This window comes from Arthrobacter silvisoli (assembly GCF_003369445.1).
Classification (GTDB): Bacteria; Actinomycetota; Actinomycetes; order Actinomycetales; family Micrococcaceae; genus Arthrobacter; species Arthrobacter silvisoli.
Genome location: NZ_QRCU01000017.1, coordinates 20267 through 42356 on the forward strand (window position 1 = coordinate 20267; position 22090 = coordinate 42356).

Here is a 22090-nt window from a genome sequence, read left to right on the forward strand (position 1 = left end):
CGAGCGGTATGCAAGGAAAGGCCCTGCAGGATTGACTGGTCCGCGGATTAGCTGGCTCAGGCCGCCCGGTCACACCGCGAAAATAGTCCACGCCGTGCTGTGCGTGGCGCCTGCTTCGAGCCGCACGAGGTCCGTTCCGCTGTTGAAGGCGTCCGGGGGGCAGCTCATGGGTTCCACGGCCAGGCCCAGGCGGTTCAGCGCCGGGGCTTCCTTGTCCGCGGTGTGGATCTGCAGCCACCGGCAGCTGCTGTCCCAGGACATCCCGACGCCGGTCCCGCCGGGGTCCCGGACGAGCACTCGGGCCTGGCCGCCGCCGTCGAACGCGATGTCCGTGAAGGCGTGGTCAATCTCGGTGGCGCCGATGGCGCGGGGCGACCGGAAGTCGAAGGCGTGGCCCTCCACGCTGCGCGTTTCCTTGGGCAGCAGGCGATCCGGGGTGACTTCCAGGCATGCCCCGGCCGGGATTTCCAGGATCCACTGGTCCAGGGGCGACGGGCCTGCCACCAGGTACGGGTGCGGGCAGACGCCGTACGGCGCGGCCGTACGGCCAAGGTTCGCCGCGGTGACGGCGATCCGCAGGCCGGCGTCCGTCAGCCGGTATTCGACGGCGAGGCGCAGCGCGTGCGGGTATCCCGCCGTCGGCGCGGGTGAACAGGAAAGGGTGACGGCGGATTCCTCCTGCGAATCAAGGGTCCAGTCCAGTTCGAACAGAAAGCCGTGGAGGGCGCAGCTCCGGGCGGGCTCGTTGATCGGGACGTGGTATTCGACGCCGTCGAAGGTGTATTGACCGTCGGCGATCCGGTTGGGCCAGGGCGCGGCGATGATGCCGCGGTAGTCGGGGATCGGCCCGCCGGCGGGGAACGGGACCACGATGTCCCGTTCCCCGTGCCGGAGTTCGCGCAGGGCCGCGGCGCGTGCCGTGATGACGGCGCTGTACTCCCCCGAGCGGATGCGGTATTCGTTCACGGTGTTTTGCCTGGTCACAGCCCGGTGCCCGGTCACAGCCCGCCTGCCAGCTTGTAGTAGGCGGCGTTCCAGGCGAGTTCCTTCTTGAACTGTTTGATGGTGGTGCCCTCGTCGATGGTCAGGAGTTCGGTCTTGGCGATCTCGGCGAAGTCCTCGAACACGTCCAGGCCCACCTGCGTGGACAATACCGTGTGGTGGGCCGCGCCGGCGGTGAGCCACGCGGCGGCAGAGGTGGCGAAATCGGGCTTCGGTTCCCAGAGCGCCCGCGCCACCGGCAGGTTGGGCAGCGGCTGCTCGAGGTCGACGACGTCAACGGCGTTCGCCACGAGACGGAAGCGGTCGCGCATGTCGGACAGCGCGACGACGACGCCGGGGCCCGCGTCGGTGTCGAACACCATCCGGACCGGGTCTTCCTTGCCGCCGATGCCGAGCGGGTGGATCTCGACGCGCGGCTTGGCGGCGGTCAGGGACGGGCAGACTTCGAGCATGTGGGCGCCGAGGATCTTCTCCGAGCCGGGCGCGAGGTGGTAGGTGTAGTCCTCCATCAGGGAGGCCCCGCCGGGCAGCCCGGCGCCCATCACCTTGGCGGCGCGGACCAGGATGGCAGTCTTCCAGTCACCCTCGGCGCCGAAGCCATAGCCGTCGGCCATGAGCCGCTGCACAGCCATGCCGGGGAGCTGCCGGAGCTCGCCCAGATCCTCGAAGGAGGTGGTGAAGGCCGCGGAGCCGTTGGCTTCCAGGAAGGACCGCAGGCCCAGTTCGATCCGGGCGCTGTAGCGCAGCGATTCGTGGCGGGCGCCGCCCGCCGTGAGCTCCGGCGCCACGTCGTAGAGGCGCTCGTACTCGGCAACCAGGGCGTCGACGTCGGACTCCGCCGCCGCGTGGACAGCGTCGGCGAGTTCGTTGACCGACCAGGTGTTGACCGAGACGCCGAAGCGCAGCTCGGCTTCGGTCTTGTCGCCCTCGGTGACCGCGACGTTGCGCATGTTGTCACCGAAGCGGGTCAGCTTCAGGGCGCGGACGGCGGCCCAGCCCGCGGCGGCCCGCTGCCAGGTGCCGAGCTGGCGGGCGACTTTCGGGTTGGAGGCGTGGCCCACGACGGTCTTGCGCGGCACGCCCAGGCGGGACTGGATGTAGCCGAATTCGCGGTCGCCGTGGGCTGCCTGGTTGAGGTTCATGAAGTCGAAGTCGATGTCCGCCCAGGGCAGGTCCCGGTTGGCCTGGGTGTGCAGGTGGAGCAGCGGCTTGCGGAGCAGGTCCAGGCCCTGGATCCACATCTTGGCCGGGCTGAAGGTGTGCATCCAGGCGGTCACGCCGATCACCGAGTCGTCCGAGTTCGCTTCCAGGGCGGTGCGGCGGATGGCGTCCGAATCGGTCAGCACGGGCTTCCAGACGAGCTTGACCGGCACCTCGGAGGAGGCGTTCAGGAGCTCGGCGATTTCCCGGGACTGGGCAGCCACCTGCTTCAGGACGTCCTCACCGTAGAGGTGCTGGCTGCCGGTGAGGAACCAGACTTCGTAATGGTCCAGGGACGTGGTGTTGGCGGTGGGCATGGTGTCTCCTTGACGTTCGTGGGGGCGGACGCTTAGCGGCCTGGTGCTTGGGCCTAGCGGCCCGGTTGCTTGGGCCTAGCGGCCGTAGACGTTCTGGTAGCGCTCGTAGAGGGAGTCGATCTTGGCCCCGTCGATGGGCATGGGCTCGCCGAGCTGCCGTGCGATATGCACCGTGCGGGCCACCTCTTCGCACATGACGGCGGCCTTGACGGCGGCGCGGGCGTCCTTGCCGATGGTGAAGGGGCCGTGGTTCTGCATCAGGACGGCGGGCGAATTGGATGCCGAGAGGGTGTCCACGATGCCGCGGCCGATCGAGTCGTCGCCGATCAGCGCGAAGGGGCCCACCGGGATGGATCCGCCGAATTCGTCGCCCATCATGGTCAGCACGCACGGGATTTCCTCGCCGCGCGCCGCCCAGGCCGTGGCGTACGTGGAGTGCGTGTGGACCACTCCGCCCACCTCGGGCATGTTCCGGTACACGTAGGCGTGGGCAGCGGTGTCCGAGGACGGGGAGAGCCCGGGATTCCCCCAGTAAGCCGTTCCGTCACCGTCCACCGGAGTCCCGTGCAGGTCGGTGACCACCATCAATTCGGGCGCCAGCTCGTCGTAGGAGACGCCCGAGGGCTTGATGACCATCAGCTCATGGCCGGGGATACGCCCGGAGATGTTCCCCGCAGTCCACACGACCAGTTCGTAGCGGGTCAGCTCGGAATGCAGGGCGCAGACGTCCCGGCGGACGGTGGCAATGGATTCCAGCAAAGTGCTCATGCGGGGACTCCCGCTTCGTGTGCGGCGAGCGCTGCGTCCGCGGGTTCGACGGCGGCGCCCGCGTCGAACCCGGCCCGGGCCTTGCGCTGGATCGCCTTGAGCCGGTGCATCACCTCGTTGCTTCCCCGGCCGAAGTAGTCATGGAGGGCGCGGTACTCGCGGAACAGTTCCTCGTAGGCTGCCACGTTCTCCGGGATCGGGGTGTACACCGCGCCTGGTTCCGCACCCATGGCGGCCGCCGCAGCCCTGATGTCGGGGTAACTGCCGGCGGCGACGGCGGCATGGATGGCCGAACCCAGGGCCGGGCCCTGCGCGGAGCCGATCGTGGAAAGCTGCAGGCCGGTGACGTCAGCGTAGATCTGCATGAGGAGCCGGTTCTTCAGCAGGCCGCCGGCCACGATGAATTCCTGCACCGGAACGCCTGAGTCCCGGAACGCGTCCACGATGGTGCGGGTGCCGAAGGCCGTGGCCTCCAGGAGCGCCCGGTAGATGTCTTCCGGCCGGGTGGCCAGGGTCTGGCCGACGATCACGCCGGAAAGTTCGTGGTCCACCAGCACGGAGCGGTTGCCGGAGTGCCAGTCGAGTGCCACGAGGCCGTGCTCACCGATGGCCTGCCCGGACGCGAGCGAGGTCAGGTATTCGTGGATGTCCTGGCCCGCCGCGGCGGCAGCCTGGTGGTATTCCGGCGGCACCCCGTACTTGGTGAACCAGCCGAAGATATCGCCGACGCCGGACTGGCCGGCTTCATAGCCCCAGAGGCCGTCCACGATTCCGCCGTCCACCACGCCGCACATGCCGGGAACCTCATGGAGCCCGGCGCCGTTCATGACGTGGCAGGTGGAGGTGCCCATGATGGCCACGAGCTGGCCCGGTTCGACTGCCTTGGCCGCGGGGGCGGTGACGTGTGCGTCCACGTTGCCCACTGCCACGGCGATGCCTTCCGGCAGTCCGGTCCAGGCTGCGGCCTCGGCGGTCAGGTAGCCGGCGGCGTGGCCGAGGCGGCCGATGGTGTGCTCCAGTTTACTGCTGACGAAGTCCCTGAACTGCGGGTTCAGCGCGGCGAGGAAGTCTTCCGAAGGGTAGCTGCCGTCCTGGTAGATGCCTTTGTAGCCGGCGGTGCAGGCGTTCCGGACGTAGCTGCCGCACAGCTGCCAGACGATCCAGTCCGCGGCTTCCACCCAGTGGTCCATCGCCGCGTAGGCTTCGGGGTCCTCTTCGAGCAACTGGAGGCCCTTGGCGAATTCCCATTCGGAGGAGATCAGCCCGCCGTAGCGCGGCAGCCAGCCCTCCCCGCGTTCGGCGGCGAGGGCGTTAATCCGGTCCGCCTGGGCCTGCGCTGCGTGGTGCCGCCACAGCTTCACATAGGCGTGCGGGCGGTTCGCGAAACCCGGTACCTCGTTCAGCGGGGTGCCGTCCGCCGTGACGGGCACCATGGTGCAGGCGGTGAAGTCCGTGGCGATCCCGACGACGGCGGCGGGGTCGATCCCGGCGTCGGCAATCGCGGCCGGAACCGCGTGCCGGAGCACCTCACGATAGTCCTGTGGCACCTGCAGCGCCCATTCGCCGGGAAGCCGGGCGGCCGTTCCCCCTGTTACGCCCGCTACGTCCGCGGGAAGCGCGTCGGTGACCACCGCGTGCGGGTAGTCGAACACCCCGCTGCCGAGTTCCTTGCCGTCCCGGACCCGCACCACAACGGCCCGGCCGGACAGGGTGCCGTAGTCCACCCCGATGACATACTTTTCGCTGCCGTCTGCAGTGACGTCCATGAATCCTCCAAGAAATGCCGCCCGCCGCTTCGCGGACTGACACTATTGTGAGCGCTAACAAATTGCCCGTCAAGTACCACATTGAGCCGTCAAGTGCCGCTCGTCACTGCGTCACGGGAGTCAGGCGAGGGCCGCGGTGCTCCGGCGGATCACGAGTTCGGGCTCCACCACGGTAGTGGCGGTCCCGCCCTTCGCCAAGGCGGCGAGCATGAGGTCCATGCAGCGCCGGCCCAGTTCCTCGAAGTCCTGGCGGACCGTCGTGAGCGGCGGGGTGAAGTAGCCGGACTCGGGCTGGTCGTCGAAGCCCACGACGGAGACGTCTTCGGGCACCCTGACCCCGGCCTCGTTGAAGGCCCGGAGCAGACCCAGGGACATCTGGTCGTTGCCGACGAAAATCGCGGTGGCGGACCGTGCCGTTGCCAGTTCGCGGCCGATTTCGTAGCCGCTGCCCGCGCTCCAATCCCCCTCCATCAGGAGGTCGTCCGCCAGCCCGGCAGCCCGCAGGGCCGTGCTCCAGCCCTCGGCGCGGGCGGCGCCGTCGATCCAGTCCTGGGGGCCGGCGATGTGGCCGATCCGGTGGTGGCCCTGCTCAATCAAGTGCGCGACGGCGAGTTCGGCGCCGCGTCTCTGGTCCACCATCGCCCCGCTGACGGATCCGCTGCCCGAGGCGCCCACCGCCACCACCGGAACGCCCGGTGCCTGTTCCTCCAGGGCAAGCAGCGTTTCCACGTGGGGAACGATCACCACGATGCCGTCCACGGATTGGTCCAGGAAGTGCTGGATCGCATCGAAGATCGCTTCACGGCTCACGGTCCGCAGCGCCGCTATGCTGACGAAGTAGCCGGCGTCGCGCGCGGCCTGCTCCACTCCGAGGAGGGTGTTGGCCGGGCCGTACTGCGAAAGTTCGCTGCCCAGGACACCGATGGTCTGCGAGCGCCTGGTCACCAGACTGCGGGCCGCCGTGTTCCGCCGGTAGCCGAGTTCGGCGATAGCGGCCTCGACCCGTTCGCGCGTGGACTTGCTGACGTTGGGGTGGTTGTTGATCACCCGGGAGACGGTCTGGTGGGAGACTCCCGCGCGCTGCGCCACGTCCTCGAGCCGGGGAAGCCGGGCACTGCTGTTAGCCATGGGGCTATTGTGCTCGATACCACGCGTCGAGGCGAACGCCCGCAGCCTCCCCCACCGCGGCCTTGATGCGCCCGTGGAGCGCCCGGAGGCCGGTGCGGTCGGTGCGGACCTCCACGATGCTGCGGCCCTTCAGCGGCGCGGTCAGCGCGGTGGTGAGTTCCGCCGTCGTGCCCGCCAGCGAATAGGCGACGCCGTACGCGCGGGCCAGCGCCTGGATGTCCGCTGTGTGCGGGGTGGCGAAGAGGCGCTCGACGGCGGTGCCGTAGCCGCCGTCCGCTTCGACGCCGCGTTCGAGGAAGGCCCCGTGTTCCAGGAGCCCGAAGATCGCCCCGCCGGAGTCGTTGAGGACCACGATGCGCAGGTCCGGCTCCGGTTCCCCGGTACCGAGGAGCAGGCTGCCGGCGTCGTGCAGGAAGGTAACGTCACCCAGCAGGAGCGTGGTTTCGCGGCCGGAGCCGATGGCGATCCCGGTGGCCGTGGCGATGGTGCCGTCGATTCCGGCGAGGCCGCGGTTGGCGTCCACGGTGGCCAGGGGTGCCGGCTGCGGCTGGCCGGCGAGGTCCACGTCGCGGATGCCGTTGGAGGAGCCCAGCACCAGCCGGCCCCGGGCATGCTCCCACACGGTCGCGGCCACGGAGGGGCCGGTGGGAAGGGCCTCCGCGGAGAGGACACCGTCCAGGGCGTGCTGCGCCGCGGCTCCAGCGAGCAGCCAGGCGTCGAGCCAGCCGGCGGCCCCGCGGCCCGCGAATTCGCCGAGCGCCGCCAGGGTTTCGATGGGTGTTTCGCGGCGCCGGCCGTGTTCGTACCACGCCACGGGGACGGGCTCATACAGGGCCGTCGCCACCTCTGTCCGGGCCAGCAGGGCGGCCACCGGGCGGGAGAGCGTGGGGCGGCCGAACACCACCACGCGTTCGATCGGCAGCGCGGAATCCGCGGAGAAGTGCTCCAGGAGCAGCCGGTAGGGGCCCACTGCGTTGGGGCCGAAGCGGGCGTTGGACGAGGGTTCGGCGAGCAGCGGCAGGCCGTGGGAGCGGGCGAACGCTTCGGCGACGGCGCCGGCGTCGTGCCCGGCGAGGACCACGGTGCGCCGCTCGGGCAGCTCCTCCGAGGCAGCCGGCAGCTCGAGGACCTCCGGGCCAGCGTCGTAATGGAAGATACCGCGGCCCTCGCGCCCCGGCAGGGCCTCCCCGGGTTCGGGCACCAGGGGTTCGCGGAAGGCAAGGTTCAGCTGCACCGGCCCGGGCGGGGTCCCTTCGAGGGCGCCGCTGGCGGCATGTAGCGCGGTGCGGACGGCCCGCTGCGGGTTGTCCCCGGCCGGAACGTCAACGGCGAAGCGGACGTGTTCGCCGAAGAGGTCCAGCTGGAGGGTGGTCTGGTTCGCCCCGGTTCCGTGCAGCTCGGCCGGCCGGTCCGCCGAGAGAACCACCAGCGGCACGGCGGCGTGGTTGGCTTCCATGACGGCGGGCAGAAGGTTCCCGACGGCGGTCCCGGAGGTGGTGAGGACGGCCGCGGGCGTGCCGGTGGACAGCGTCAGTCCCAGTGCGGTGAATCCAGCCGAGCGTTCGTCGATCCGGACTAGAAGCGTGACCCGACCGGCGGCCTCGGCCTCTGCCAGCGCGTACGCCATGGGCGCCGACCGCGAGCCCGGAGACACCACCACGTGCCGCACCCCGGCGTCGAGCAGGGTGGCAACGGCAATCCGTGCGGCGGCGAGCGAGGTCAGAGAGTCCTGGGAAGTCACGGAGCTAAGTCTATTTGGCCGATTGATACGGCAACGCGGGGTCACGTACGGCCCATGTTTGCGCCAAACATGGGCGCGTAGTGACCCCGCGTCGGGAGTTTTCCTAGCCTTCGAGTTTCCTAGGCCTGGCGGTAGACCTGAACCACGGACGGACGCGGTGCGCGGACCTGTCCCGGCTTCGGGGTGGCACCGGCAGGCACGTAGTCCGGGAAGTAGGAGTGCGGCTCCGCGAAGGTGCCTTCCTCGCCCGGGTGCTGCACGGAGACGAAGACAGTGCGTTCCTCGTCGTGGATGACCGGGCCGCAGGTCTCGGCGTCGCGCGGCACGGCCAGGAACTGCTCCACCTTGCCGCGTTCGGGGCCCTCGAGGGTGACCTTGAAGAGGCCGTCGTTGTAACCGATGGTGGACGGGGCGCCGTCGGTGGAGATCCACAGGTTGCCCACCGAGTCGAAGGCCACGTTGTCCGGGCAGGAAATCGGGGAAACCTTGTCCGCCGGGAATCCGGAGAAGTAGGCCGAGCCGTTCTTCGCCGGGTCGCCGGCCACGAGCAGCAGGGTCCAGTTGAACTTCGTGGAGGCCTGACCGCCGTTTTCGGTGATTTCCACAATGTGCCCGTCGCGGTTCTGGGTGCGCGGGTTGACCTCGGTGGCGCCTTCCTTGCCCGGCTTGCCGCGGTCCGAGTTGTTGGTGCAGGCCACGTAGACCTTGCCGCTGTGCAGGCTCGGCTGCACGTCCTCGCAACGGTCCATCTTGGTGGGGCCCACCTTGTCCGCGGCGAGGCGGGTGTAGACGAGGACCTCGGCGACCGTCATGCCCGGAACGGCAGAGGCGCCGTCCACCACGAGCGGCAGCCACTCGCCGGAACCGTCGAACGCGCCGTCGGAGGGCAGCACGCCGGTGCCGGTGATTTCGGCCAGGGGCGAGTTGCCGGCGAACTTGGCGACGTAGAGGTTGCCTTCGGACAGCAGGGTCATGTTGTGGCGGCGGTCCCCGGCCGTTGTACCTGGACGGTAGGTGTCCTTGGAGACGAACTTGTACAGGTAGTCGAAGCGCTCGTCGTCGCCCATGTAAGCCACCACGTGCCCGGATTCAGCCACGATCACGTTGGCGCCCTCGTGCTTGAAGCGGCCCATCGCGGAGTGCTTCTTCGGGGTGGAGGTGGGGTCGAAGGGATCCACTTCCACGATCCAGCCGAAGCGGTTGGTCTCGTTGGCATAGCCGGCGTTGCGGGTGTCGAAACGCGGCTCGTCGAGTTCCCATTGGCGGGCGGTGGGCTTGGAGGTGATGCCGTAGCGCTTGTCGGTGTCGCTGGTGCCGGCAGAGACGAAGTAGCCGTTGAAGTTCTCTTCGCCGGAGAGGATGGTGCCCCAGGGGGTGGTGCCGCCCGAACAGTTGCCCAGGGTGCCCTTGATCTTGCGGCCCGAGGGGTCCTCGATGGTCTTGACCAGATCGGTACCCGCTGCGGGGCCGGTCAGTTCGTAGACCGTGTCGGTGAGGTAGCGGCGGTTCAGCGGGGCGCCCTTGACATAGTTCCACGGCGCGTTCGTGTTCTTGCGTTCCAGTTCCACGACGCTCAGGCCGTGCCCGGCGCGTCCGATGGCGCGGGCTTCGCCGGCCGGCAGGCTGGCCGGGAACATGATGTTCTCGTTGGTGTACTCGTGGTTGGTGAACAGCAGCGCACGGCGGTCCTTTGAGCCCGGGACGGGCAGGATGTCCGTGTAGTCGTTGTTGTAGCCGAACTGGCGGGCCTGGGCGGCGGCGCTCTGGTTCTCCAGGTCGAACTCCGGGGAGTCGTTGAACAGCGGGTCGCCCCAGCGGATCACCGGACGCCAGGTGAAACCTTCTGGAACGATGAAGGCGTCAACGGTGTAATCCACCGGCTTGATCGGCGTGAAGCTCAGTTTCGAGTCCTTGAGCCCTGCGGTGGCGGCGGCGGACAGACCGCCACCTGCGGCGGCTTCTGCCTGACCGGCAGTGGCGAGGTTTCCGCCGAAGACGACGGCGAGCGCACCGGCTGCACCCAGGCCCAAGGCGGCGCGGCGGGACATGGCGGCGGAGGCGATGTCGCGGAAGTAGGAGTTGGAGCTGGTGTTGCAGACCTCGCCGGAGCAGGCGTTGTCGCACTTGAGCGCACAGGTCACCGGGCTGCGCTTGCCCTTGGTGTGGCCGAGCATCGGCAGGAGCGGGAACGTACGGGTGGGCTTTTCAGACATGGGTGGCCTCCGGATAGTAACTGGGTCCCGGCCACCCTTTCAGCGCAAGGGGAATCTGAGAGGACGCTCTGGTTAAGTTCCGGTGAACTCGCCGCGGGGCCTGGAAGCGGCGCCTGCTTGGGCAGCGGCCAGGACACCATGCACCCGGCGCAGCCGCTCCAGCCACCAGTCGCGCCGCGGCGCGGGCGCCGCATACCGCTCCAGCAGCCCGGCGTCGGCTTTCGTTTCGCGCACCGTGATGGCGCCGTCGTCGGGCACCAGCGGATCCAGCGTGATGTCCGACTCGAACAGCCGGACGGTCGCCAGCCCGCAGGCGTACGGCAGTTCCGGCAGGGACGCGGCGAGCGCCAGGCCCGCGCGGATTCCCACCGAGGTATCCAGGGCGGAGCTGACGACGGCGGGCAGCCCGGCCTGCGCCACGATCCCGAGGGCCCGCCGGACTCCGCCGAGCGGCGCCACCTTCACGACGATCAGGTCCGCCGCCCCGGCGCGGGCGACCTTCAGGGGATCGCCCTCCTTGCGCACGGATTCGTCGGCGGCAATCAGCACAGCTGTGCTATTCGCGGCGAGGCGCCGGCGGACTTCGGCGAGCCCGTCGATGTCCGGCACCGGCTGCTCCGCGTATTCGAGCCCGACGGCGGCGAGCCGGCCGAGTGCCTCCACCGCCTGCGGCACGTCCCAGCCACCGTTCGCGTCCACCCGGACCGCGGCGTCCGGCAGGACTTCCCGGACGGCTTCGACGCGGGCGATGTCCTCCGCCAGTTCCTGGCCGTGCTCAGCGACCTTGACCTTGACGGCGTCCACCCGGCCGAAGCGGGCGAGCACCTCCGGTACCCGGGCGGCGTCCACGGCAGGGACCGTGGCGTTCACGGGGATGCTGCAGCGGAGCGGCTCGGGGAAGCCGGTCCAGGCGGCCTCGACGGCGGCGGCCAGCCAGCGGGAGGCCTCGGCGTCGCCGTACTCGGGGAAAGGGCAGAACTCCCCCCAGCCGGCCGGCCCCTCAAGCAGCAGCGTTTCGCGTTCCATGATGCCGCGGAATTTCACCCGCATCGGCAGGCTCACCACGCGCGCGGTGGCGAGGAGCTCCTCCAGGGAGGGCAACGGCATGGTTGGTCCGGTTGCAGTGCTTTCAGGCATGCTGCCACTGTATCCGGGGCCGGTTCCAGGGTGGGGGCGCGGGATTACCGCCGGAGGGCTATCCTCAGTGAAAAAGCACACATTGGGAGCTCACCATGACGCACCCCGGCACTGGTTCCACCCCGCCTCCCGGCTGGTACCCCGATCCTGCAGACCCGAGACGGTCGCGCTGGTGGGACGGCGTGGCCTGGACGAATCACTACGCCCCGCAGCCCGGGAGCACACCGGGGATCATGCCGCCAACGTCACCGGTTCAGGGCCCGCCCGCCCAGGGCGCGTCACCGGTTCAGTGGCCGTCGGCCCAAGCGTCGCCGTGGCCGTCGGCCCAAGGGTCGCCGTCACCGTGGACCACCCAGGGGAACGTTCCGCCCCTCCCCGGCGCACCGGCCGAGCGGCCGAAACTCGACCGCAGGACGCCGGTCCTCAACCCGTACATCTGGGGCGTCGTGCTGCTGCCACTGCTGTCCCTCGTTTTCCTGTTGGCGTGGAACCCCGAGCTGCGCTTCCGCACCGTGGGCTCCCGGCAGGTGCTCGACCCTACCTCGATGTTCACGCCGTGGTACTTCGCGATCGGCATTTCGAGCTTCCTGCTCTACGGGGTCTCGGTGCTGCTGGCGTACCTCGATTGGCAGAAGCTCAGCCAGGACGGCGTGGTGCGTCCCTTCCACTGGGCCTGGTGCTTCCTCAGCCCGGCCGTCTACGTCATCGGGCGCTCGGTCATCGTCCACGGAGTGTCCGGGCGCGGCCTCGCTCCGGTGTGGGCGCTGATCGGGACCTTCGTGCTGAGTACCGTCGTGGCCGCCGCCAAAGCCTCCACGATCATGGCTCAGCTGATGTCCTCGATCCCCCGCTAGCCCCCAAGGTCCGTTCCGCTGGCGGATCCCGTCGGCCGCCCCGGCCGCGCAGCAAATGCCGCTCTCCCCTCACACGCGTTAGGTAGACTGCAAGGGAAACGCAGTGTGAAGGAGTTGGGATGCAACGCAAGGCAACCGCGCTCGACGTCGCCAAGCGCGCGGGCGTCTCCCGCAGCGCCGTGTCCCTGGTGCTCAACGGCCGCGGGGACGGCAACGTGGCCAAGGAAAGCCAGGACCGGATCCGGCAGGCCGCCGCGGAGTTGAACTATTCCCCCAACCCCATCGCCCTGAGCCTGCGGAACCAGCGCACGCGCGTGATCGGCATCGTCTCGGACGAAGTGGTCACCAGCCCCTTCGACGGCAACATCATCGGGGGCGCAGACGACGTCGCCCGAAGCCGCGGCTTCGTCACAGTGGTGATGGACACCGAGCTGGATTCTTCCCGGGATGCCAGCGCCGTGGAGACCCTGCTGGACCGGCAGGTGGACGGGCTGATGTACGTGACTGTGGGCCTCAAGCCGCTGGACGTGCCGCAGGGCATGCTCCGGGTACCGTCCGTCCTCGCCAACTGCATCGACAACGCCCCCGTCCCGCGCCTGCACCACGTGATTCCGGACGAGGTGTCCGGCGGCCGCGAAGCCACCGAACACCTGCTGGGCCTGGGGCACCGCGACATCGCCTTCCTCGCCGGCGCGCAAACCTCCCCGGCGGCGCCCCTGCGCGTGCAGGGTTACCGCGGGGCTTTCGACGGCGCGGGCCTGCCCGTGCGGGCGGACCGCGTCTTCCTGGCGGGCTGGGATATCGATACCGGTTTCAACGGTGCCATGAAACTGCTCGACGGCGTGTCCCCGTCCGAACGCCCGACGGCGATCATGTGCGCGAACGACCGCCTCGCCGTCGGGGTGGTGCTGGCCGCCGCCCGGCTGGGGCTCAGTGTGCCGCGGGACCTGTCGATCATGGGCTACGACGACGAATTCCGGATCGCCAACACCATGGTCCCGGCCCTGACCACCATGGCGCTGCCGTTGCGCGAGATGGGCGCGGCGGCGATGACCCGGCTGCTGGATGCGGTGGAAAGCGGAGACCCTGTGGACTCTGCCGGCACCCTCGAAACAATGGTGCCCTGCCGCTTGGTGGTCCGGGAGTCCACAGGCCCCGTTCCCGCCTGACATCTGTCCGGAAGGGCCGCGGCCAAGCAAACCAAGGCGCCGGAAATCAGCGGAAGCCGGCCGGGCCCAAACCCAGGATCAGAATGCACGCGGGAAGGAACGTCACGACCAAGTAGCGCCGGACTGCCCTGCAGTCCGGGGCATCCCGTGTGCAGGAGCCAGCTTCGCTGGAGTGGCCCTGGCTCTTCCTTTGGCTCTCCCCGGTCGCGGGAGAACTGCGGGGTCGCTGTAACGTTACGGCGACCCCGCAGCCGTCCGGCGAATTCGGCGGGAACAGCCACGGCTTCCGCCGAGGTGCTGTCAGGCGGCCGCCAGCTCCCACACCTCTGCCGAGGCGCCGGCCGGGAGTTCCAGCCGCCACTCCTCGCCCGGCGCCGGGTAGGCACGCAGCGTCGTGGCGACGGCACCGCTGCGGTACACCTCCACGAGGGAAGCGTCGATGAAGACCCGCAGTTCCTCGCCCGCGACCAGCGGTCCGGCGAACACGGTCTGCTCCCCGGACGAGCCGCCGAGCACCAGGCGAACCTCGCCGCCGGCAAAGCCGGAGGAAGCCGTGACCCGTGCCTCCGCCAAGGCCGGGAGTTCAACGCGTCCGACGGCGGCCTCCGCCAGCCGGGCGGCCCGGTAGCCGTCGATCTCTGGTGCCGGAGCCACAGCAAGTCCACCGTCCACCAGAGACAGCACACGCGGGTGCGTGAGCACCCCGGCCCAGCCGGCGGCGTCGATCTCGTCCTGGCTGCGGCCACGGCGGCCGTCCCGGCCCGGCCCTTCGTTGGCCCAGCCCCAGAGCAGCGCCCGCGGGGTTCCGTCCGGGGCGTCATCGAGCTGGGTGACCTGCGGGGCATAGAAGTCGCGGCCGAAGTCGGACGTGCCTGCGCTGCCCGGGGTGAACACGGGCAAGCCGGTCTCCGGGTCAGCGGCCATGGCGCCGATCAGGTGGCCGACGCCGAGGGCGTGCTCATGGTCGTCGTCCTTTTGCCAGAGGGAGAACATGGCCACCCAGGCAGTACCGCCTTCACTGTTTCCGGTGTCAGGTATGCGCAGCAACTGCGGGCATTCCCAGATTTCGGCCCGGTTCACGTCGTGGCCCGCGCCGGCCGCATTGTCCGTGGTGAGCCAGATGCCCTGGTACTCCCAGACCTCCATGGCATCCACGCGGTAGAGCAGCAGGGCGGCGCGGCCGTCTGCCAGGCCCGCGCCCTGGATGGCGTAGCGCCGGCCCTCGAAGCGGAAGAGGAACGGGTCACGCACTGCCGTGACCTGCGGGTCCTCCGGCATGGACACGGCCACGTGGCCGTTCTGGGTCCAGTCCACCAGGTCAGCCGAACCGCGGGCGATGACCACCTGGGAGGCACCTTCACCGGAACGGACACCCGAGTACGCGGCAGTGGGCACGCCGTCGTCGTCCGTCACCACGCCCGTCCAGCAGCCGAAGTCGTCCGGCCCGCCGTCCTGCGGCCGCAGGGCCACCGGGTGCTCATCCCAGTGCAGCAGGTCCGCGGAGCTGACGTGGCCCCAGCAGATCCGGTGGTGCCGGGCGGAGTCCGGGTTGTACTGGAAGAAGACGTGGTAGCGGCCGTTGATGTAGCTGATGCCGTTGGGATCGTTGATCCAGCCCTGCGCCGGGCGCGGGTGCAGGTGCGGGAAGGCGGGGTCGGCGTGGCCTGCTGCGGTGACGGCCGTGGCCAGCTCCGTGTTGCTCATGGGAGGGTGTTTCCTTCGTTGAAAGAGTGGGTTTACTTACCGGTGCCGGCGGTGAGGCCGTCCCGGAGGGCGCGCTGGCCGAACATGAAGACCACCAGGGCCGGGATCATGGAGAGCACCACGCCGGCCAGCACCACGGAGATGCTTCCGGTGCCGAGGTTGCCCTGCAGTGAGACCAGGCCCAGCGGGAGCGTGAAGTTCTGCTCCGAGATGGTCATGATGAGCGGCCGGAAGAACTCGTTCCAGTGGAAGTTGAATGCCAGGATGCCAACGATCGACAGGCCCGGCATCGCCAGCGGCGCATACACGGAACGGAAGGTCCGCCACGGGGAAGCGCCGTCGATCGCGGCGGCTTCCGCGAGGTCGGCCGGCAGCCCCATGAAGTACTGGCGCATCAGGAAGGTGCCGAACGCCGTCGGGATGGCCGGAAGGATCAGGGCCATCAGGGTGTCCGAAAGTCCCACCCCACGGATCAGCATGAACACGGGGACGATCGTGACCTGTGCGGGCACCATCATGGTGGCCAGCACCACGGAGAACAGGGCACCCCGGCCGCGGAACTTGAGGTTCGCGAAAGCGTAGCCGGCCAAGGCGGCAGTGATCATCTGCCCGACGGCGATCAGCCCGGTGACCAGGGCGCTGTTGATCACGAGTCCGATGATGTTCAGCTGCTTGAAGACCTGGCCGTAGGAAACGAAGTCCGGGTTCAGCGGCAGGAACGACGGCGGCAGCTGGAAGGATTCCGCCGGCGGGCGCAGGGAGGTGGACAGGGTCCACAGCACGGGTCCGAGGACCAGCACGGCGGCGAGGGAGAGGAGCACGATGCGGCCGGCGACGGACCAGTCGCGCTTCCTGCGGTGGACAACCGGCGCGGCGGCGGGGCGCTTGATGGTGGTGGTCATGGCGGGCCTCACTGGTAGAAGACGAATCGTTTGCTGAGCCGGAACTGCGCGGCCGTGATGGCCATGATGATCAGGGTGAGGATCACGCCGATCGCCGAGGCCTGGCCGAATTCGAGCCGCTGGAAAGCGGACTCGAAGATCACCATCACGGCCGTGCGGGTGGAGTCGCCGGGGCCGCCGCGGGTGAGCACGAAGGGCTGGTCGAAGACCTGAAGCGCGTTGATGATCGCCATCACGGAAGCCACCAGGGTGGTGGGGCTGAGCAGCGGCAGCGTCACGTGGACGTGCTTGCGCCAGCCGGTGGCGCCGTCCAGCGAGGCGGCTTCGTAGGTTTCCACCGGGATGGACGCCAGGCCGCCGATGAACAGCAGGAACGAGAAGCCGAAGTTCTGCCACACGTACACCAGGATCACGACGGCGGCCGAACCGCCAGGCGTCGTCAGCCAGGGAACCGCGGGGATGCCCACGAGGGACAACAGCCAGTTGACTACGCCGAACTGTTCGTTGAAGAGGTACCGCATGAAAATCGACACCGAGGCGGCGGAGAGGATCAGCGGGAAGAAGAAGGCGCTGCGGAAGAAGACCCGCAGCCACGCCGGAAGCTTCTCCTGGACCATGATGGCCAGCGCGAGGGCAAGGCCAAGCTGCAGGGCCACGGCCACCACGACGAACAGGATGGTGTTCAGGAAGGACACCCGGACCGTGGGGTCCTGGACCACTTCGGCGAAGTTGTCGAAGCCCACGAAGCTCGGCGCCGAGATGATGTCCCAACGGAAGAAGGCCAGGGCCACGGAGGCGATGATGGGCAGCACGGTGAAGATGCCCATGCCCACGATGGTCGGGGCCAGGAAGACCCAGGGCAGCCAAGGCTGGCGTTCGCGGCCGGAGCGGCGTGCCTTGCCGGGCAGGCCGGCGCTGGTGCCGTGCCCTGTCCTTCCCCCAAGTGCTTTGCTGCGCACGCGCGTATCGCTTGCGGTGCTCATGGCTGCCTCCTCAAGGCAAATTCGAGGTCCCTCTGGAGCGAGTCGAGCGCCGACTTCAGCTGGCGTTCGTCACCGCTGACGGCCAGGGACACGTTTTTCATCAGGGCCGTCTCGACGGCGGCCTGCTGGGGCGGGGCGGGAATGGGACCGGTGCTGGGGAAACGGTCGAGGGTGTCATAGAACACCTTCCAGTGCCGCGGGCCCTTGCCCGCGTACAGCTGCTCGTTGACCATGGAGCGCCGGGCCGGGGTGGTGTTCGGCGTGGGGAAGACGATCTTCATGGCTTCGAGGCTGGAGCTGAACTTCACCCATTCCCAGGCGGCGTCCTTGTCCTTGGCGGTCTTCATGATCGCGTAGCCGGCGGTGCCGAACTGGTGCCGCTGGGTGCGCCACTTCGGGAAGAACTGGACATCGTAGTCGTCCTGCTTCATGCCGGCCTCGCTCAGGCCCTGCACCCAGTAGCCGCCGGCCGGGGTGGTGCCGATCCGGTTGGAGGCGAAGAGGCCCACCAGGGAGTTGCCGCCGCCTTCTTCCGGGCGGACCCCCAGCCCGTCCTTGACCAGGCCGCGGAGGAAGTCGAAGGACTCGAAGACCTTCGGATCGTTGGCGTTGGGTTCGAGCCACTGGTAGCCACCCGAGCGCATGCCGCGGGTGGGGTCGTTGGCGTAGAAGCTGTCCCACAGCCACCGGCCGCCCGTGGACTTGGTTTCCTTGAGGAAGCTGGTGTCGTTGGCGTAGAGCCACGGCACCACGCCGCCGAAGAGCCGGTTGGTCCAGTAATACGGGGTGAAGTCCGAGGGCCGGGCCTTGCGCATGGCGGCCAGGGTGCTGCGGAAGTCCAGGTGGTTCCAGTCGTCCGCCGGCCGCTCCAGGCCTGCCTGCTGCAGGGCCTTGGTGTTGTAGTACATGTTGGCGGCGTTCCAGTCGATGGGGAGCTGGAACAGGCTGCCCTTGTACATGAAGGCTTCCACCAGGCTGGGGTGGACGTCCGCGAAGTATTCCTTCATATGTGCTGCATCCCGGCGCAGGTACTCGTCCAGCGGGTGGGCCAGCTTCTCGGCAAACAGCTGGGCGCCTTCCGTGGCCACGTACACCACGTCCGGCGGTGTCCCGGCAGCCACCATCGTGAGGATCTTGGTGAAGAAATCCTTCCAGTCCACGGCCTGGATGGCCTGGACCTTCACCTTGATGTCCGGGTGGACCTTGGCGAATGCGTCGACCACTTTCTGGCGGGCAGCGGCGTCCGCGGCGGTACCCAAGATGGCGATGCTGAGGCTGTTGTCGCCGCGGCCCGGGATGTCCATTCCGGTCAGCCGCGGCCACGACGCCACGGTTGTCCCGACGATTCCCGCACCCAAGGCGCCAAGGGCAGTCCTGCGTGAGATTTCACGCAGCTTCCCGTTGCTTCCTGGCATGTCTTTTTCCTTCCTAACACGTGTTAGGAACTCTAAATCCTCGACCTAACACGTGTCAAGGGTCACACGCTGATTACCGCTTCCTCACCGGCGCCCAGCTTTCGCCCAGGGAATCCGATGTGTCCTGCCGGGCCCGGTGTGGCACCCTGAAAGGGATGATGTTTCGAAGGGACAGCAGCCTCCGGCACGCTCAGCGGGAAGCCGGCGGACAGGGGGACACCGACGTGCGGCGGGAAAGCAGCCGGCCGCCTGAAGGCGGCGGAAACGGCGGCGGGATCGGCCGCGGACGCCCGGCTGCCAAGGGCAGCGGGGTGCTCTTCGCCGCCGCCACCTTGGCCTGCGCCGCCGGACTCGCGGCGAGCTACTACTTCTTCGTCCAGACGACCACCGGCCAGTACATCGACGAATCCGCCCTTGTCGAAGCCGGGGAACTCCACGGACCCGCAGGCAGGGCCACCACGCGCTTCCTGGACGTGTTGCCGGGCATCTCGCTGGCGATCGCCGCCGTCGTGGTCCTGTTCGTCACCCTGGCCAGGCGGCGCTGGAAGGCGGCCGGAATCGCCGTGGCGGCCTGCGCCGTCGCGAACCTCGCCACCCAGCTGCTCAAGGATTCATTCCCGGACCGGCCGTTCACGGGAGTCCAGACCCTCGAGCTGAACTCCCTGCCCTCCGGGCACACCACGCTGGCGGCCTCCGCCGCAGCCGCCGTGTTCCTGGTGGTATCGCCGCGCTGGCGACCGCTGGCGGGCTTCCTCGGCGGCACCTTCGCCGTGGCCGCCGGAGTCTCCACCCTGGTCAACCAGTGGCACCGGCCGGCCGACGTCGTCGCGGCCTTCCTGGTGACCGGCGCCGTGATGCTGCCGGCCGGCTGGCTGGTGATGCGCACCGGCAACCGCTGGAACGTGTGGGGAGGGCACGCCGAGCACTGGGCGTCCTCCCGGCTCTGGCTGGCGCTTTCGGTGCTGGCCGGGGTGCTGTCGGCGGGTGTCGCCGTCTACTCCCTGGCCAGGATCGCGCCCTACGGCCTGGGCATTCCCGGCTTGGCGCAGGAGGAAAGCACCACCAACTACTTCTGGGCCGGCGTCTCGCTGATCGTGGTCACGGGGTACCTGGGGACCGTGGCCGCCACCTGGCTGTTCGGCCAGGCCGCACGCCAGCGTTCCTGACGCCCGCCCCGCGCACCCAACCCCGGCCCCGCGCACATGTCCACCCTGCGGCGCCAACAACGCACATATTCCTGTTATGTCCACTGGCCGCGGCCAAGGGTGGACATGTCCCTGGCGCTGCCAGGCCTGAAACCTGCGCCGGGTCTGAATTCGGGCTCCCAGGCCTGAAAACGGCGCCCGCCCGGGGGCCCCTAGTAGTTCCGGCGGTGCTTCAGTTTCGGAAGGGCGACGGCGAACACTGCCGCAGCGGCCAGGCCGAGCACCCCGCACGACCAGATCCCGGCGGCCAGGGACACCGCCGCCGTCATCGCGGACAGAAGCAGGGGCCCGCCGGTACTGCCGGCGTCGGCGATGAACCGCCACAGGCCCAGGAACTGGCCGCGGCCGCGGTCCGGCGAGAAGTCGGCACCCAGGGTCATGACCAGCCCGGAGCTGATGCCGTTGCCGAAGCCGATCAGCATGGCTGCAAGGCCCAGGCCCACGAATCCGCCGGACAACGGAATCAGGAACAGCGAAATACCCATGATCAGGGTGGACGGCAGAGCTACCCAGAGGCGCCCCTTGCGGTCCATAAGCTTTCCGGCCGGGTAGAAGACCAGCATGTCGATGGCGCCGGACACGCCGTAGATCAGCGAGGCGTGGGTGGCGTCAAGGCCCAGGTGGTCCGCCCAGAGGGGAATCACCACCTGCCGTGAGGCACGCAGCGCGGCCAGCAGCAGCACACCGGTGCCGACGGCGAACAGCACCAGTGCGTGCGCGGACGCGACGTTCCGCAGCGTGGGTTCCGGTCCCTTCGCACCCTTCCTGGCGCCGCCTGAGGCTCCGGAGGCGTGAACGAGGTCCGGGATGGTGAGGGAGAGGACCGCTGCGGCAGCCATGGCCACGGCGCCCACCCAGTAGGCGCCGGCGATGCCGAGGAACTGCATGGCTGCGGCACCCACAAAGGGGCCGATGAACACACCGATCCGTGTGCTGCCGCCCAGGGTGGAGAGCGCGCGGGCCCGGAATTCCACCGGCACGGCTTCGGTGAGGTACTTCTGCCGGGCAAGGTTGAAGACACTCGTGGCCATTCCCGCGATCGTCATCGCCACGGCCAGCAACCACAGGCCCTGCCGCAGCTGCGGGGCGAGCGCGGCCGCTACCAGGGCCAGGGCACCAAGGGCGCCTGCGCCGGTGATGGCCCAGCGCTCCCCGAAGCGGATGGTGATGAGCGACGCCGGGATGTTGAAGAGCCAGGACCCCACGCCGATGAGGGTGACCAGCAGGGCCGACAGCGCCGCGGAGGCGCCCAGGTCCCGGGCGGACAGGGCAACCACCGGCAGTACGGCGCCTTCGCCGAGGCAGAACAGCACCGTTGGCCCGAAGGCGGGGAGTGCGATGCTGCGGAGCGAAAACGTCGTGGAGGTTTTGGTGGTGCTCATCCCCTCCATCCTAGGACGGCCGGCATGCCGCACCCGGGGCTCTAGCCTGGCTGGCCCGCGCAGACCACGCGGTCCCTGCCCAGTGCCTTGGCCTCGTAGAGCGCCGCGTCGGCCGCCGAGATCATGCCGGGCAGGTCCGCGTCGGCGCTGGTGCCGAGGGCGACGCCGTAGCTCACGGTAGGCAGCACGAGTTCGGCATTCGTGTCCGTGAGCCTGCGGCTGATTGCGGCGGCGATGGTCTTCGCGCTCTCAAGGTTGGCGCCGGGCAGGAGGATGACGAACTCCTCGCCGCCGTACCGCGCCACGAGGTCCGTCGAACGGACCGAGGCCAGGCACGCCGAGGCAAAGGCCTTGATGGCGGCGTCGCCCGCGGTGTGGCCGTGGACGTCGTTGAGGGTCTTGAAATGGTCAAGGTCCGCCAGGATCAAGGCCGCCACGGACCCTTTGGACTTGAGGCGCTGGATCTCCTCGGCGGCGAGTTCCATGAACGCCAAACGGTTCAGGAGGCCCGTAAGGCCGTCCCGGGTGGCGCGTTCGCTGAGCCCGTTGATGAGTTGTTCGTTGCTCAGGGCCGTCATGCTGTAGGAGACGGAGACCAGCAGGACCAAGGTGATCAGGCTGGTCATGGCGGGGCTGAAGTACGTCCGGAAGACAGGCCCGAGCGGTCCGTCCACAAAGTACACCACCCAGCGGCAGCAGTAGTAGGCGGCCATGAACCCGGCGGCTACGGCGATCGTCCTGTGGACCTGGGACGCCCCGGGCTTGAGCAGCCACAGCTCGCGCGACGCCAGGGCAATGCCCACCGTCATCATGCCGAGGTAGGCCAGCCCGCCGGCGGAAGAGTTCGACGCCGGGCCGTCCAGCAAGGATGCCACGGCCGTGAACGCGGGCCCGGCGGCGAACTGCCAGCGGGGAGTGCGCAGCAGCCGCAGCGAACGGGATCCGGCCCACACGCTGAAGGCCCCGGTCACCAGCAACACGTTCCCGGCGGGGTTGGCCCAGGCCTGGTGCGGCGTGCCGTTCAGCAACAGGGCCAGGTTGCCCGTGAAGAAGAACAGGAGCGCCACCGACCACCAGCCGCTGTAGCGGGAGCGCGTGCGGCGGAACGACGAATAGAACAACAGGAACAAGGTGAGGGTGACCACGCCAAGGGACACCCTGAGGGTCACGGTATCGAGCACCATTTCTTGCCTGTCATCGTCTG

17 protein-coding genes are annotated in these 22090 nt (G+C 69.0%); 3 read left to right on the forward strand and 14 right to left on the reverse strand.

Annotated features, from left to right (window positions below):
* Positions 1–69: 69 nt before the first annotated feature.
* The 8 genes from DWV11_RS03555 to DWV11_RS03590 form a co-directional block, all read right to left on the reverse strand.
* On the reverse strand, positions 70–984 hold the full coding sequence (locus tag DWV11_RS03555; RefSeq protein ID WP_245953416.1) for an aldose 1-epimerase family protein: 915 nt from the start codon (positions 982–984) through the stop codon (positions 70–72).
* 14 nt (positions 985–998) lie between these two features.
* Positions 999–2519 (reverse strand): L-arabinose isomerase, encoded by a 1521-nt coding sequence (gene araA / locus DWV11_RS03560; protein WP_115787516.1) that lies wholly within the window; start codon positions 2517–2519, stop codon positions 999–1001.
* Positions 2520–2594: 75 nt separating this feature from the next.
* Positions 2595–3287 carry an L-ribulose-5-phosphate 4-epimerase gene (locus DWV11_RS03565; protein ID WP_115787517.1) on the reverse strand — a complete coding sequence of 231 codons (693 nt, stop codon included), beginning with the start codon at positions 3285–3287 and terminating at the stop codon, positions 2595–2597.
* Positions 3284–5053 carry a ribulokinase gene (gene araB / locus DWV11_RS03570; protein ID WP_115787518.1) on the reverse strand — a complete coding sequence of 590 codons (1770 nt, stop codon included), beginning with the start codon at positions 5051–5053 and terminating at the stop codon, positions 3284–3286. Before araB ends, DWV11_RS03565 begins: the two co-directional genes overlap by 4 nt.
* A 120-nt stretch (positions 5054–5173) precedes the next feature.
* Positions 5174–6181 carry a LacI family DNA-binding transcriptional regulator gene (locus DWV11_RS03575; protein ID WP_115787519.1) on the reverse strand — a complete coding sequence of 336 codons (1008 nt, stop codon included), beginning with the start codon at positions 6179–6181 and terminating at the stop codon, positions 5174–5176.
* A gap of 4 nt (positions 6182–6185) precedes the next feature.
* Complete coding sequence (gene menD, locus DWV11_RS03580; RefSeq protein ID WP_115787520.1) at positions 6186–7922, reverse strand: 2-succinyl-5-enolpyruvyl-6-hydroxy-3-cyclohexene-1-carboxylic-acid synthase; 1737 nt, start codon at positions 7920–7922, stop codon at positions 6186–6188.
* A gap of 119 nt (positions 7923–8041) precedes the next feature.
* A complete protein-coding gene (locus DWV11_RS03585; RefSeq protein WP_115787521.1) occupies positions 8042–10135 on the reverse strand; it encodes a PhoX family protein in 2094 nt (697 codons plus the stop codon).
* A 72-nt stretch (positions 10136–10207) separates the two neighbouring features.
* Positions 10208–11272, reverse strand: coding sequence for an o-succinylbenzoate synthase (locus DWV11_RS03590; RefSeq protein ID WP_425452040.1), 1065 nt, complete (start codon positions 11270–11272; stop codon positions 10208–10210).
* Positions 11273–11367: 95 nt separating this feature from the next.
* Between DWV11_RS03590 and DWV11_RS03595 the strand changes: the two genes are divergently transcribed.
* Positions 11368–12126, forward strand: a complete 759-nt coding sequence (locus DWV11_RS03595; protein WP_115787523.1) for a DUF2510 domain-containing protein — start codon at positions 11368–11370, stop codon at positions 12124–12126.
* Positions 12127–12245: 119 nt separating this feature from the next.
* The gene (locus tag DWV11_RS03600) at positions 12246–13295 is read left to right on the forward strand and encodes a LacI family DNA-binding transcriptional regulator (protein WP_115787524.1); all 1050 of its coding nucleotides are present in this window, start codon (positions 12246–12248) and stop codon (positions 13293–13295) included.
* Between the two features lie 300 nt (positions 13296–13595).
* On the opposite strand, the gene DWV11_RS03605 is transcribed toward DWV11_RS03600, so the two are convergent.
* From DWV11_RS03605 to DWV11_RS03620, 4 genes are read right to left on the reverse strand one after another with little or no spacing between them, the layout of a single operon-like run.
* The gene (locus DWV11_RS03605) at positions 13596–14999 is read right to left on the reverse strand and encodes a glycoside hydrolase family 32 protein (protein ID WP_115787525.1); all 1404 of its coding nucleotides are present in this window, start codon (positions 14997–14999) and stop codon (positions 13596–13598) included.
* Between the two features lie 32 nt (positions 15000–15031).
* Positions 15032–15901 (reverse strand): carbohydrate ABC transporter permease, encoded by an 870-nt coding sequence (locus tag DWV11_RS03610; RefSeq protein WP_115787526.1) that lies wholly within the window; start codon positions 15899–15901, stop codon positions 15032–15034.
* An 8-nt stretch (positions 15902–15909) separates the two neighbouring features.
* Positions 15910–16884, reverse strand: a complete 975-nt coding sequence (locus DWV11_RS03615; RefSeq protein ID WP_245953417.1) for a carbohydrate ABC transporter permease — start codon at positions 16882–16884, stop codon at positions 15910–15912.
* Positions 16881–18299, reverse strand: coding sequence for an extracellular solute-binding protein (locus DWV11_RS03620; protein ID WP_115787527.1), 1419 nt, complete (start codon positions 18297–18299; stop codon positions 16881–16883). Before DWV11_RS03620 ends, DWV11_RS03615 begins: the two co-directional genes overlap by 4 nt.
* 155 nt (positions 18300–18454) lie before the next feature.
* On the opposite strand from DWV11_RS03620, the gene DWV11_RS03625 reads away from it, so the two are divergent.
* The gene (locus tag DWV11_RS03625; RefSeq protein ID WP_115787528.1) at positions 18455–19465 is read left to right on the forward strand and encodes a phosphatase PAP2 family protein; all 1011 of its coding nucleotides are present in this window, start codon (positions 18455–18457) and stop codon (positions 19463–19465) included.
* Between the two features lie 191 nt (positions 19466–19656).
* Here the strand turns inward: DWV11_RS03625 and DWV11_RS03630 are convergent, their stop codons facing one another.
* Together DWV11_RS03630 and DWV11_RS03635 are read right to left on the reverse strand one after the other, a co-directional pair.
* Positions 19657–20886, reverse strand: a complete 1230-nt coding sequence (locus DWV11_RS03630) for an MFS transporter (RefSeq protein ID WP_115787529.1) — start codon at positions 20884–20886, stop codon at positions 19657–19659.
* A gap of 41 nt (positions 20887–20927) precedes the next feature.
* A complete protein-coding gene (locus DWV11_RS03635; protein ID WP_115787530.1) occupies positions 20928–22070 on the reverse strand; it encodes a GGDEF domain-containing protein in 1143 nt (380 codons plus the stop codon).
* Positions 22071–22090 lie beyond the last annotated feature (20 nt).